This is a genomic window from Methylobacterium longum (assembly GCF_022179385.1).
Taxonomy (GTDB): domain Bacteria; phylum Pseudomonadota; class Alphaproteobacteria; order Rhizobiales; family Beijerinckiaceae; genus Methylobacterium; species Methylobacterium longum.
This window is the reverse complement of sequence record NZ_BPQS01000047.1, coordinates 1-12,335: the sequence shown is the minus strand read 5'-3', so window position 1 is coordinate 12,335 and position 12,335 is coordinate 1. Positions and strand designations below refer to the sequence as shown.

Below are 12,335 nucleotides of genomic sequence, written 5' to 3'. Positions count from 1 at the left end.
CCGGCGGCGCCGATGGAGCGGCCGGCGCCCGGCACGAGCTTCCGCCGCGACAGCGGCGCCCCCGTCAGCCCACCCGAACCGGAGCTCCACCGTGACCCCGCAGATGATCGACCGCCTCTGGCAGGCCTCCCTGGACACCCTGTTCATGGTCGGCGTCTCGGCCGGGATCGCGGTGCTGGCCGGCATCCCGCTGGCCCTGTTCCTCGTCACCTCCGGCCCCGACGGCATCTTCCCCGCACCGCGGGCCAACCGGCTGGTCGGGACCCTGGTCAACGGCTTCCGAGCCGTGCCCTTCATCGTGCTGCTGGTGGCGCTGATCCCGTTCACCCGGCTGGTGGCCGGGACCACGATCGGCGTCTGGGCCGCGATCGTGCCCCTCTCGGTGAGCGCCACCCCGTTCTTCGCCCGGATCGCCGAGGTCTCGCTGCGGGAGGTGGATGCCGGGCTGATCGAGGCCGCCCAATCCATCGGCTGCCGACGCCGGCACATCCTGGCCCACGTGCTCCTGCCCGAAGCGCTGCCGGGCATCGTGGCCGGCTTCACCATCACCGTGGTGTCGATGATCGGCGCCTCCGCGATGGCCGGGGCGGTGGGCGCGGGCGGTCTCGGCGACGTCGCCATCCGGTACGGCTACCAGCGCTTCGACACCACCGTGATGATGGTGGTGATCGCGATCCTGATCGGCCTCGTCTGCCTGGTCCAGTTCGCGGGCGACACCGCGGTGCGGCGCCTCCGGGCACGCTGACGGTCCCGTTCCCGCGTCCGCAGCGGCCTGATCGTGAGGGCGCACCCGAGGGGCCGCACGCGAGAACCGGCGCGGACCGAAGGCCCGGACCGCGCCTGGCGCAACGTCCGCACCCACACCCCGCACGATCCGGTGCGCTGGAAGTATCGCTGGATCGGCACCGACCACCTCGACGGCCGGCATCCACCCCGGCACGGAGCGCTCTGATGCCCCACGGACAGAAGCAGATCCTGCTGAACGCCTTCAACATGGCCTGCGTCGGCCACATCAACCACGGGCTCTGGACCCACCCGCGCGACCGCTCGGCCGACTACAACACGCTGGGCTACTGGACCGACCAGGCGAGGCTTCTGGAGCGCGGCCTGTTCGACGGATTGTTCATCGCCGACATCATCGGCGTCTACGACATCTACGACGGCGGCATCGACGTCACCGCCCGGGAGGCCGTGCAGTTCCCCGTCAACGACCCGACCGTGATGATCTCCGCCATGGCGGCGGTGACCGAGCACCTCGGCTTCGGGGTGACCATCAACGTCCACCAGGAGGCGCCCTACACCTTCGCCCGCCGCCTCTCGACCCTCGACCATCTCACCGGCGGTCGGATCGGTTGGAACATCGTCACCGGCTATCTCGACAGCGCCCATCGCGGCCAGAGCGCAGGCGCCTTGCCGTCTCATGACCGGCGCTACGACTACGCGGACGAGTATCTCGAGGTGCTCTACCGGCTCTGGGAGGGAAGCTGGGACGACGCGGCCGTGCGCCGCGACCGGACGGCGCGGGTGTTCAGCGATCCGGCCCATATCCGGCCCGTGTCGCACCGGGGTGAGTTCTTCTCGGTCGAGGGCTACCACCTGTCCGAGCCGTCGCGCCAGCGCACGCCGGTCCTCTACCAGGCGGGGGCCTCGGGCCGCGGCCGCGCCTTCGCGGGCCGCCACGCCGAGTGCGTGTTCATCTCGGCCCGCGACCCGGCCGCGGCCCGCGACGCCGTCCGCGCGATCCGGGCCGAGGCGGTCGCCGCGGGCCGGAAGCGCGACGACGTGAAGGTGTTCGTCGGTCTCGCGGTGATCCCCGGCCGGACGCACGCGGAAGCCGAGGCGAAGCGGGACGAGTACCTGCATCATGCGAGCCCGGAGGCGGGACTCGCGCATTTCTCGGCGTCCACGGGCATCGATTTCGCCCGCTACGGCCTCGACGAGCCGATTCCCTACGCGCCCGGCAACGCCATCCAGTCCGCCACCGCGGCGGCGGCCGAGCGCGGCCTGACCAAGCGCGACCTCCTCGCCGAGCTTGGGCTCGGCGGGCGTTACGCGGTCCTCACCGGGGACGCGGTCTCCATCGCCGACACCATGCAGGCCTGGATCGAAGAGGGCGAGGTCGACGGGTTCAACCTCAGCCGGATCGTCGTGCCGGAGAGCGTCTCGGACTTCATCGACATCGTGATTCCGGAACTGCAGGATCGCGGCCTCTACAAGACCGCCTATGCCGACGGCACGCTGCGGGCAAAGCTGTTCGGCGAGGGCGACCGGCTGCCGGCCCGCCACCCGGCCGAGGCCTATCGCCATGCCACCGGCGCGACGCACCCGACGTGACTACGCGCACCGCACGCCGTCCGGCCCGTGCCGTGTGCAGGTCCCGCCGTCACCGCGCGCGCGGCGACGCGATCCAGGCCGTTGCGGCACCGTCCGGTGTCGCGCTCCCGCGTGACCGCGCTCCGTCCGCGACGACGGCGGTGTCGAAGCGGCCTGTCCGATCCGGTGACGGCGCGGGCCCTGCGCGATTCCACGAGCGCTCCGGGCCCTTCGGTTCGCTCCCCGCCACGACTCGAGCGTGATCGCGGCGGCCGGTGGCGGAGGGATCGCCGGGCATGGTTAATGTTTCCCGTGAAACATTGTCCCGTGCCGTCTCCGAGCAGCCGGACCGTCGGATGGGGGCGCTCTCGAGCTGACCGCGCTGACGCGATCGGGCGCGGCCCTGCCACGCTCCCCATGGTCTTGCCGAAGGGGCGCGACGCGCGCTCTGGGTCGGGGATGCAGCGGCGCGTGCTGCAATATCCCGGAGATGGTTCGTGATGCAGCCCCCGCGGGAGGCCCTGCGGCTCGCAATCGTCGGCGGCGGCTTCACCGGTGCCGTGCTGGCCATCCACGCGGTGCTGTCGTCGCGGGGGCCGCTCGACATCGTCGTGCTGGAGCCCCGGGCCGAGCTCGGCCGCGGCATCGCCTACGGTACGACGGATCCAAGCCACCGTATCAACGTTCCGGGTGACCGCATGGCCGTCGTCGCCGGGGAACCCGCTGCGCCGACCGCGTGGCTCCGGGCCTCCGGCCTTCTGCCGGATCCCGACGACGCGGCGGGCGTCTACGTTCCGCGTGCCGCCTACGGCGCCTATGTGGCCGACCTACTGGCCCGGACCTGCGCGGCGGCCGGGGGCCGGGTGCGTCTGCAGCATCGCCGGACGGCTGCCACCGCGGTGACGCCGCGGGATCCCGGCTGGATCGTGGAGACCGGGACCGGCGCGCGAATCGTGGCCGATCGCGTCGCGCTCTGCTTCGGTCACGCCGTGCCGGCCCTGCCGTGTCCCCTCGGCCCCGGCGTCGCGGAATGCCCGCGCTTCGTCGCGGATCCCTGGGCGGCGGACGCCCTGGCGGGCGTGGCGCGGGATGCCGCCGTGCTGATCGTCGGAACCGGCCTGACCATGGCCGACGTGGTGACGAGCCTCCAGGCTCGCGGCCATCGCGGGCCGATCACCGCCCTGTCGCGGCGCGGGCTGCTGCCCAACGCGCACGGGATCTTCCTGACAGATCTCGACGTTCTGGGCGCGCACCGGCCCAGGACCGCCCTCGATCTGCTCCGTCTCATCCGGCGGCAGGTGGCGGCCCATCCGGCGCTGGGCTGGCAGCCCGTGCTCGATTCCTTCCGGAAGGTTCTGCCCGAGCTCTGGCGGGACCTGCCGGCCGCCGAGAAGCGTCGCGTCGTCCACCGCCTGCTGCCGTTCTGGGACGTGCATCGGTTCCGCATCGCGCCGCAGAGCGCGGCCAGCCTCGCGCAGGCTCGGGGGGAGGGGCGCCTGACTGTGGCGCGGTCCGCGGTGACCGGACTGACGCTCTGCGAGGACGGGCGTCTCCTGGCGGAGCTGCGCCGGGGCGAGGCGCAGGAGCGCCGCCCGTTCGACGCGGTGGTGCTCTGCACCGGGCCCGAGCGCGACGTCGCCCGCAATCCGCTCGTGGCCGCCCTGCTGGCGGGGGGCACCGCACGGCGCGATGCGGTCGGCCTCGGCCTCGCGGTCGATCGCGGCAGCCGGGTGCTGGGCGCGGCGGGAGAACCTCAGCCCGGCCTCTGGGCCTTCGGCCCGATGACGCGCGGCAGCTTCGGCGAGATGACCGGTGCCGCCGACATCGCCCAGCACATCGAGGCGGTGGTCGACGCGCTGCTCGCGCCGGCGGGCCGTCAGCCGAACAGGGTCCGCGCCACCACCTGAGGATCGATCGGCTTCTGGCAGAGGGCCACGGCCCCATGAGGGGACGGCACGGAGGCGGGATCGTAGCCGGTGGCGAACAGGAACGGCACGCCCCGCGCCTGCAGCGCGTCGGCCACCGGATAGACGAGCTCGTCCTGCAGGTTGATGTCGAGCACCGCCGCGTCGATCACGGCCGTGCCGGCGATCAGCGCCAGGGCCTCGTCCACGCTGGGCACGGGCCCGAGAACCTGGGCGCCGCCTTCCTCGAACCAGGTCTTGAGATCGACGGCGATGAAGTAGTCATCCTCGACCAGCAGGACACGCTTGCCGGTGAGGGCCGGTGCGGGGGCGGTCATGCGGTGCTCCCTGTGGCTTCGCCCTCGGGCAGGGGGATGTTGATGGCGCAGTGGAGAGCGGTGTCGCTCAGCTCGTAGCGCGTCCGCGCCTTCAGGGCGTAGGGCAGCGCCCGCTCGATGAGCTCGCGCCCGTAGCCGCCTCGCGTCACGGGCTGCTGGATCTGCCGCTCGCGGACGAGGCCCTCCTCCACCCACTCCACGAGCAGCCGGCGGCCCTCCTCGGACGCGCAGGTCCGCCAGGTCACGCTCAGGCGCCCCTGGGGGGTGGTGAGGGCGCCGTACTTGAGCGCGTTGGTGGCCAGCTCGTGCAGGGCCAGCGCGAAGGTCTGCACCGTCGCCTTGCGCAGGCGGACCACCGGTCCGTCGAGCCGGATGCGATCCCGAAGGGCCGGGGCGTCGAGGGCGGCGAGCTCCGTCTCGATCAGCGCCCGGAGGGTGATCGGCTCCTGGTCCGACCGCGACAGCAGGCCCTGGACCCGGGAGAGCGCCGAGAGGCGGTCGTTGAACTGCTCCTTGAAGCGCTCGCCCGGCCCGGTCACCGCCATCGTCTGCTTGGCGATGGCGCGGACCACGCCGAGCAGGTTGCGGGTGCGGTGCTGCAACTCGGAGACCATGACCTGCTGCCGCTCCTGGAACTGGTGCAGATCGTCGATATCGGTGGAGGTGCCGAGCCACTCGACGATCCGACCCCGTCCGTCGCGCACCGGCGTCGCGCGGGTCTGGAACCAGCGGTAGCGGCCCTCGGCGGCGTTGCAGAGCCGGTGCTCGTACGAGAGATGACCGCTGACCGAGGCGTCGTGCCAGGCGATCTGGGCGGCCGCGATGTCGTCGGGGTGGACCACCTCCAGCCAGCCCCAGCCGAGGCTCGCGCCGTCGCTCTGACCGGTATAGGCCAGCCATTGCGGGCTGGACCAGATGCAGGCGCCGTCGATTCCGGCCCGCCAGACGAGCTGCGGGATACCCTGGGCCAGGGTGCGGAACAGCGCCTCGCTCTCGCGCAGGCGCCGCTCGGCCAGAACCCGCTCGGTGCTCTCGACCACGATGGCGATGACGCCGGCGGGCCGCCCGCTCTCGTCGAAGACCGGCGAGTAGTCGAGGTTCATCCAGACCTGCTCGGGCCCGCCGTAGCGGTTCAGGGTGAGTTCCTGGTCGCGGTAGGACAGCGTGCCGCCGGCCAGGCCGACCCGCATCACGTGGTCGTTGAACTCGGCGACCTCCGGCCAGCCCTCGCGCACCTTCGAGCCCAGGAGTTGCGGGTGCCGGCCACCCGCGAAGCCCGAATAGGCATCGTTGTAGATCATGATGCCGTCCTCGCCCCAGAGCAGGACGATGGGGACCGGCGACAGCAGCAGCGTGCTCACCGCGAAGTTCAAGCTCTGGGGCCAGTCCGCGATCGGGCCCAGGGGTGTCCCACCCCAATCGTAGGTCCGGACGAGGTCGGAGAGTTCGCCGCAGCCGTTCGGAAGGGTCCAGGCCGTGCTCATCCGGACGGCGGCCCTCGAGACGTCAGCGGGCACGAGCGCGGCGGGGGCGGAGATGGCGGCGGTCCCGTGACAGGCATGAGGAAGGCGGGCAGGCGTCCACCGGACCGGCGGACCCGCCGATCCGGTCGCAACGCTACTACAGGGTGATCTGCCTGGGTAGACGGCGCGCCCCGACGCCCGGATCAGACCGCGGCGCGCTCCACGGCCTCGGCCAGCTGGCTCGCGACCGCGTCCCCCTTGTAGATCTCGTCCACCGCCTGCTTGAGCTTGGACGCGTCCTCCGTGCGGCCGAGCGCCTTGGCGTAGGCCGCCGCCGAGCCGAAGCCGGCGAGACCGTAATGCGACATCCGCTGGTACTGCGCGAGGATCGCCACGTCGCGCAGTCTCCCGTCGCTCGGCGCTTCCTTGAGGCCGTGCTTCAGCGCCTCGGCCACGAGGCCCTCCATGCCCTTGCAAGGCTCGGGCTTGGTCTCGCCGCCACTGGCCTGGATCAGGCCCTTCAGAACGTCGGTGTGCTTCTGGATCCCACCCACCGAGTGCTCCAGCATCTGCTTCACCTTCGCGTCGCTGACCTGCCCGCTGAGCTGCTGCACGGCCCGGACCATCTGGTCGTTTGCCGACCACAGATCCTGCATCTCGTCGAGGTAGACCTCTTTCAGGCTGCCGGGTGCCGACATCGCCGTCTCCTGATGATGGTGCCGATGCCGGGTGAACCCAGGCTGGCAGGCGGTGTTCCGCAGGCCCCGAGGGCCGCCGGACTCGGTCCGGCGGTGCGCGATGCCGCCGCCGCCGGGCTTCTCCCGCGAGGGCCGGCGCGGGCGCTCCGCCGCCCCCGACGACAGCAGCTCCAGGCGCGCATCGACCCCCGCCGCGTTGGTGAGGGCCGGGCGCCCGGCGGATCCCCGGCGGGCGCTTCGGGGCGGGTCCCGCCTCGGTCGCCGTGCCCGCGCGTTGCCACAGGACCGATGCTACCGCCCGCGCCGAGCCCGGCGCCCTAGCTCTCCGGTCCGGTGCGCGAAGGGGGCGTGTCGCGCCCGCCGGGATCGGAAGCGCCGATCCCCGCCCCGTCGCAGTGCGGTCGGGAGCGGCCCTAGCCGTTCTCCGGGAAGCGCCGGGCGAACCAGTCCCGCAGGAGCTGGCGCTCGTAGTAGAGGCCGCCCGTGGAGAAGCGCGGGTTGGACGTCAGCAGGAAGTTGATGTCCGTGACGGTCTCCTCGCCCTGCGCGACGATGCGGCCGTCGCGGCGCAGCGCGTAGGCGAAGCGGATCCGCGGCGGCGTGGCGTCCGTCACCACGCGAACGCCCGTGGGCGTCGAGAGACCCGGTCGGTCGAAGCCCGCCAGGTCGATGTCGAGGACGGTGACGTCGAGCCGCTCCCCCGGCCGGAGCTTGGCATTGCCGAGATCCTGGAAGATCCGGGTCAGTTCGGCGAGGGTGACCCGGAGCGGCTGCCCGGAGCCGAAGCGGTTCTCGGCATCGGTGAAGCGCTCCGGCGCGGTGTAGCGCACCTGCACGTCCGCGCGCGCCGGCCCGGTGGCCAGCAGTGCCGCCGCGAGGGCGAGGCCGCCCCGGCCGCCGATCCTGCGCCTTCCCATGTGGAACGTCCTCCTGCCCGCGCCCCCGGCGGCCGTCCGGACCCGCCCGACGCCGCCGCGCCGTGAGACGCGCCGCGACAGCCACGATGCGCCTCGGGGTGAGAACCGCCGGAGGCCGCCCCCGTTTCACCGCGCGGGTCCCGCGTGGGTCCCGCGGCGGCCTGCGACGCGAAGGACCGGCCATGTTCATAGTCTCGCCGTGTTCCGGGCGCCTCGTGGCGCTCTCAGCCCTCACGGGCCGCCCAGTCTTGGGAGAACAACCACATGATGAACTCTGTGCTGGCGCTGCTCACGGTCATCGCGGTCCTCGTGGTGACCGCCCTGATCAAGCTGCCGCTCCTGCCGTTCCGCCTCATCGGCCGCCTGCTGCGCAGCCGCCCGGCCGCGGCCTGACTGACGCCTGACTGCGCGGGTCACTGCGCCGCGTCGATGGTGAAGGCCATCCCGCGGCCCGGCCCGTGATCGGAATAGTCGACGAGCATCAGGCCGCGCTCGGCCAGTGTCGCGGCGACCGTCTCGCCTTCCTTGCGGACCATCTGGCCCACCGCGAGCGGCGTCAACCGCGGGCTCGCCTGCCGCAGCCGGTCGACGCCGATGCTCGCTGGCACGCCTTCCTCCTCGGCGATCCGCGCCAGGGCGAGGCCCAGATCCCGGGCCTTCGTCTCCGCGGCTGATTTCGGCTTGAACGCCATCCCGTCACTCCTCTCGTCCCACAGCCCGGTCGCCGGCCGCCTCGCTCAGGCGGCCCGCACGTCGACATTCACGTCGGGAAAGGCCCGGATCCAGATCCGCCGACCCCGCGCATCGTAGACCTCGACCTGCCAGCCGGACCAATCGAACCGTTCGACGACCCGCTCCATCAGGGCGAGCGCCACGCGCTCGGCATGGACCCGCATCTGAGCCGCGTTCGGCAGCCGGCTGCCCCTCAGGTCGGTCACCAGTTCGTGGCCGTCCGTGCAGTGGAAGCGGTAGAGCCGCATCGGCATCGACGTTTCTCCGATCAATCCACAGCCCTCCACCGCGATCCGAGAACGGGTCGTTCCGGTGATCGAGCCATCGTGATCAATACATTTTGTTCATGAAATGTTCTATACGGACTCGGCGGGCGATGCACGCGGATCGCGGGGACGCGCCTGTGGAGATTCGTCTCAGGGAGGCCGAAAGGATCGCCCGCGTCTCGCCGTCCCGCGCCGGGCGACGGCTGGAGCACCCGGGCGTCAACCGTCGCGGACGCGCTCGCCGAGCCTGAGGGCACGGAGCGAGGCACCGCCCGGCGGTAACATCCGCCCGCGGCGGCCGCCCGCAGCCATGCCGGCGGCCGCGGGGGGGCGCGGCACGCGGGCGCCGCATCGGGAACAGGCGGAACCGGCAGGCCGGCGGCGCCGCAGGGTCGGACCCGCTGCGACGCGCCGGCCCCCGGGGGATCCCGCGGCGATCGGCGGGAGGCCGTCGGGGGGCCTCGCCCTCTCAGGCGGCCTTGGCCCCCTCAGGCGGCCTTGCCCTTGCGCTCGCGCTCGGCCATGGCGCCGGGCTGTCCGAGGCCGATGGCCTTGGCGAGGGCGGAGCGCTGCTCGGCGTAGCTCGGGGCGACCATCGGGTAGTCGGACGGCAGGCCGTAGCGGTCGCGGTAGCTCTTCGGGTCGAGGCCGTGGCTGGTGAGGTGGCGCTTGAGCGTCTTGTAGGTCTTGCCGTCGATGAAGCTGACGATGCCGTCGGGGCGGACCGACTTGCGGATCTGGGCCGCGCCCGGCTTGTCGACCTCGACCTGGGCCGCCGCGCCGCCGGTCTCGGCCGTCAGCGTGCCGGAGACGAGGCCGGCGATCGCCCCGTGCACCCGGGCGATCAGCGCCGGCACCTCGGCGGCCGGCACCGGATTGTTCGACACGTAGGCGGCAACAAGCTCGGCGGTGAGAGCGGTCAAGGTGTTGGTCGTCTCATCGCATGGCTCGTTCATGAGAAATCCTTTAGATCATGATGGGTCTGGCTATAAGGGAGGCCCGGCAAAGGTTGATATGAAGTAAATTGAACCGATGATAATGATTATAGTCGGGCTTACCGGCGCCGCACAGGTCCGTGATCCGAACCGCGCCAGGCACGCCGGCGCCGTCGGCCTCCGCGGTGTTCACGCCGGCGCCCGTCAGGGTCGCGACGAGCCAGCCTGCGGCCTTTTCCAGAGTAGAGAAAGTTATACTGGGAAAAACCGACGCCTGTGCAGCGCTACCCGGAATGATGTCCCCCGGCGGGGATCGATCCCCGCCGCCTCAGCCCGCCCCGTAGCCGCCCTTGCGGTTGTCCGGCTGGCGGAGCGGCGGACGGGTGTCGTAGCCGCCGCTCTCCGGTGCCGCCTCGGCGGCCGGCTCCACCGAGCCCGGCGCGTGCGGGCCGCTGCCGCCGGCTTCGGGCTCGGGCTTCCTCGTCTCGCCGACCGGTCGCCCCGGGGGCACCGTGCCGAAGGCTTCACGTGCCGCGTCGACATCCTGACCCATGCGCCGCTCCCGTCCGAACCCTGCACTGACGTGTGAAGGGCCAAGGCCGCTGGCCGGTGCATGTTCCCGGTGTCGCGCGAATCCGGGGCCGGTGCGGTCGACCGGGCGTGCCGGTCAGTGCGATCCGCGATCGCGCGCGATGGCGCGCCCGAGGCTCATCAGCACCAGGTCGGTGGCGAGGCGGAGGTCGGCCGCGACGTCGTCGCCGAGGAGCCGCTTGAGGGCGATGGCCAGATCGGCGGCCTGCTCCAGCGTGGAGGCGGAGGCCGCCTCGCCGCTGAAGACGTAGCGGTCGCCGCCTTCGCGCATCTCGGTGATGTCGATGATGATGCCGCGGGCCCGCACCGGGCGCCCGACCGCGTCCTGGAACGTCCGTCCGCGGCTGAGGAGCCAGTGGATCGTCCCGTCCCCGGCGACCACACGGTACTCGGCCAGCACGAGACCGCCCGCTCGCACGGCGTCCTGGACGTGCTCGATCAGCCAGCCATGATCGTCCGGATGCACGGCCGCCAGGGTCTCGTGGCCGCTGATCTCGGTCTCGGCGAGCGACGGATCGCCGGTCAGGAGCCGCGCCGCTCCGGCGTCGTACACCATGGTGCTGCGGACGATATCCCAGTCCCAGGTTCCCACGACGCAGGAGGCGTCCAGGGCGGCGCGCAGCCTGTCGAGCGGTTCGCTGAAGCCGTCGATCGCGTTGACCGGCGTCTTCGAACGCTGTCCCATCGTCCCAATCCCGCATCGCTGATTCAGGATAATCTGGCGCTACACTGTGCCATTTCACCCCGGTTCGGGAAGGAAAATCGAGTTGGGATGATGGGCCGCGGCCGGTCCAGTGCCGAGGCGGCGCCGGTGCGGCATCCCCGGCGGGTCATTTGCGCTGGCTCGTGGGATTGGGCGTCGCGGACGTGTCGGGCGAGACCGCCGGATTGATCGGCGTCACCTTCGACCACGTCGAGGCGATCAGGAGGATGGCGATCAGCAGGGCCGCGAAGATGCCGATCAGGGTGAAGCGCTTCATGGGACCGGTCGGGACTTCCGAATGGGGACGTGAGCGTCATGGAACGGCCGGAACGGCCGATTGATCCCATCCGGGTCCTGCGGGTCCGGCCGCCGTGGACCCCCTACGGCTCCGGTGAGGAAACCGGCTCCTGGGGCGCAGAAGCGTCGGCCGTGATCCGCAGCCGGGCCAGCGTGGCGGCGGCGCCCCGGGCCAACGCTTCGAGCCGCCCGACGGTCGCGTCGTCCGGGATGACCGACGCGCACCAATAGGCGCCGAGCGCAGCCACGGGCCGAGGAGACCCGATCGGCACCATCACGAGGCTGCGCATCGAGGTCATGCGGTAGAGCGCGGCCGGAACCCGGGGATCGCACTCGATATCCGGCACGATGGCGGTCTCGGCGTTGAGCATCGCCCAACCGGAGATGCAGGTCGTCAACGGATACCGGCGGCCGCACCAGAGGGGCTCGATGGCATCCTCGGCGACGTAGAACGACGCGTCGCCCGCGCGCAGGACCACGGCGATCCCGTCGGATCCGGCGATCGACCGCGCGCTTCGCCGGAGGACGGACACGACCTCGTCCAGTGACCGGGCAGCCGTCAGGTCGTCGGTGGCCCGCGCTAAGCCCGGATCGGGCCGGGAGAGCGTCTCAGCCATGATGAATGTGTATCGGAAAGCGTCATCTCCGTCCACGCGGCGCCCGACGGGCCGCACCATAGTGTCGCATCGCCGGATCGAGCCCCACGGCGGCAACAACCTGCGATAGGGTTCTAACCGGCAAGTCTTCTACCGAACCGAGCAGCAGAACATTCTGCGTGAGACTTGCCGTGAGGACCCGCCGGTATTGTGCAGCCACACCGTCCGCCGGGCGTAGAGAAATGTAAATAATTCCTCACCTTCAATCCGACCGGCGCAACCATGTGCTCTAGCGCACCTTTCCGCGCGCCGGCCCCGGAGGGTCTCGAGCGCTGTTGCATCCTTGCACTATCGCGTGGCGGCGTCCTGCAGTTCCTGTCGCCGGGCACACATCCCGCGAAACGGGAGACAGAGGACCAGATGATCAAGAAGCTTCTTCTCGCCAGCGCCGCCACGGCCCTGATGGCCGGCGCCGCCTCGGCCGCCGACCTGCCGCGCCGGGCCGCCCCGCCGCCGGTGTTCACCCCCGTCCCGGTGTTCACCTGGACCGGCGCCTACTTCGGTATCAACGCCGGCTACGCC

At 71.6% G+C, this 12,335-nt stretch carries 15 protein-coding genes and 1 pseudogene; 5 read left to right on the top strand and 11 right to left on the bottom strand.

Going from position 1 to position 12,335, the window contains the following annotated elements:
- Window positions 1–91: 91 nt before the first annotated feature.
- The 4 genes and pseudogenes from MFF58_RS25355 to MFF58_RS25340 all read left to right on the top strand — a co-directional run bounded on the left by MFF58_RS25355 (window position 92) and on the right by MFF58_RS25340 (window position 4,220).
- Window positions 92–745 (top strand): methionine ABC transporter permease, encoded by a 654-nt coding sequence (locus MFF58_RS25355; RefSeq protein ID WP_238291904.1) that lies wholly within the window; start codon window positions 92–94, stop codon window positions 743–745.
- Window positions 746–832: 87 nt separating this feature from the next.
- Window positions 833–952: pseudogene (locus MFF58_RS25350) on the top strand (acyl-CoA dehydrogenase family protein); the annotation flags it as partial.
- Window positions 952–2,334, top strand: a complete 1,383-nt coding sequence (locus MFF58_RS25345) for an LLM class flavin-dependent oxidoreductase (RefSeq protein ID WP_238291902.1) — start codon at window positions 952–954, stop codon at window positions 2,332–2,334. The pseudogene MFF58_RS25350 and the gene MFF58_RS25345, both read left to right, overlap by 1 nt.
- A gap of 479 nt (window positions 2,335–2,813) precedes the next feature.
- Window positions 2,814–4,220: an FAD/NAD(P)-binding protein gene (locus MFF58_RS25340; protein ID WP_238291954.1), complete on the top strand. Its 1,407-nt coding sequence runs from the start codon at window positions 2,814–2,816 to the stop codon at window positions 4,218–4,220.
- Here the strand turns inward: MFF58_RS25340 and MFF58_RS25335 are convergent.
- The 4 genes from MFF58_RS25335 to MFF58_RS25320 all read right to left on the bottom strand — a co-directional run bounded on the left by MFF58_RS25335 (window position 4,190) and on the right by MFF58_RS25320 (window position 7,633).
- Window positions 4,190–4,555 (bottom strand): response regulator, encoded by a 366-nt coding sequence (locus MFF58_RS25335; RefSeq protein WP_238291900.1) that lies wholly within the window; start codon window positions 4,553–4,555, stop codon window positions 4,190–4,192. The two genes, MFF58_RS25340 and MFF58_RS25335, sit on opposite strands and share 31 nt — an antisense overlap.
- Window positions 4,552–6,039, bottom strand: coding sequence for a sensor histidine kinase (locus MFF58_RS25330; protein WP_238291898.1), 1,488 nt, complete (start codon window positions 6,037–6,039; stop codon window positions 4,552–4,554). The genes MFF58_RS25335 and MFF58_RS25330 overlap by 4 nt, the downstream gene beginning before the upstream one ends.
- A 182-nt stretch (window positions 6,040–6,221) precedes the next feature.
- Complete coding sequence (locus MFF58_RS25325; RefSeq protein ID WP_238291896.1) at window positions 6,222–6,716, bottom strand: ferritin-like domain-containing protein; 495 nt, start codon at window positions 6,714–6,716, stop codon at window positions 6,222–6,224.
- A gap of 413 nt (window positions 6,717–7,129) precedes the next feature.
- Complete coding sequence (locus MFF58_RS25320) at window positions 7,130–7,633, bottom strand: DUF3016 domain-containing protein (RefSeq protein ID WP_238291893.1); 504 nt, start codon at window positions 7,631–7,633, stop codon at window positions 7,130–7,132.
- A gap of 264 nt (window positions 7,634–7,897) precedes the next feature.
- On the opposite strand from MFF58_RS25320, the gene MFF58_RS32370 reads away from it, so the two are divergent.
- Window positions 7,898–8,026: a hypothetical protein gene (locus tag MFF58_RS32370; RefSeq protein ID WP_279602771.1), complete on the top strand. Its 129-nt coding sequence runs from the start codon at window positions 7,898–7,900 to the stop codon at window positions 8,024–8,026.
- A gap of 20 nt (window positions 8,027–8,046) precedes the next feature.
- Here the strand turns inward: MFF58_RS32370 and MFF58_RS25315 are convergent, their stop codons facing one another.
- The 7 genes from MFF58_RS25315 to MFF58_RS25285 all read right to left on the bottom strand — a co-directional run bounded on the left by MFF58_RS25315 (window position 8,047) and on the right by MFF58_RS25285 (window position 11,774).
- On the bottom strand, window positions 8,047–8,325 hold the full coding sequence (locus MFF58_RS25315) for an adenylosuccinate synthase (RefSeq protein WP_238291891.1): 279 nt from the start codon (window positions 8,323–8,325) through the stop codon (window positions 8,047–8,049).
- Window positions 8,326–8,370: 45 nt separating this feature from the next.
- Complete coding sequence (locus tag MFF58_RS25310) at window positions 8,371–8,619, bottom strand: DUF6894 family protein (protein ID WP_238291890.1); 249 nt, start codon at window positions 8,617–8,619, stop codon at window positions 8,371–8,373.
- A gap of 500 nt (window positions 8,620–9,119) precedes the next feature.
- Window positions 9,120–9,587 (bottom strand): Ros/MucR family transcriptional regulator, encoded by a 468-nt coding sequence (locus MFF58_RS25305; RefSeq protein ID WP_238291887.1) that lies wholly within the window; start codon window positions 9,585–9,587, stop codon window positions 9,120–9,122.
- A gap of 307 nt (window positions 9,588–9,894) precedes the next feature.
- Complete coding sequence (locus tag MFF58_RS25300) at window positions 9,895–10,119, bottom strand: hypothetical protein (protein ID WP_238291885.1); 225 nt, start codon at window positions 10,117–10,119, stop codon at window positions 9,895–9,897.
- A 114-nt stretch (window positions 10,120–10,233) separates the two neighbouring features.
- The gene (locus MFF58_RS25295; protein WP_238291883.1) at window positions 10,234–10,842 is read right to left on the bottom strand and encodes a PAS domain-containing protein; all 609 of its coding nucleotides are present in this window, start codon (window positions 10,840–10,842) and stop codon (window positions 10,234–10,236) included.
- 145 nt (window positions 10,843–10,987) lie between these two features.
- Window positions 10,988–11,137, bottom strand: a complete 150-nt coding sequence (locus tag MFF58_RS25290) for a hypothetical protein (protein WP_238291882.1) — start codon at window positions 11,135–11,137, stop codon at window positions 10,988–10,990.
- 103 nt (window positions 11,138–11,240) lie between these two features.
- On the bottom strand, window positions 11,241–11,774 hold the full coding sequence (locus MFF58_RS25285; RefSeq protein WP_238291880.1) for a GAF domain-containing protein: 534 nt from the start codon (window positions 11,772–11,774) through the stop codon (window positions 11,241–11,243).
- Window positions 11,775–12,335 lie beyond the last annotated feature (561 nt).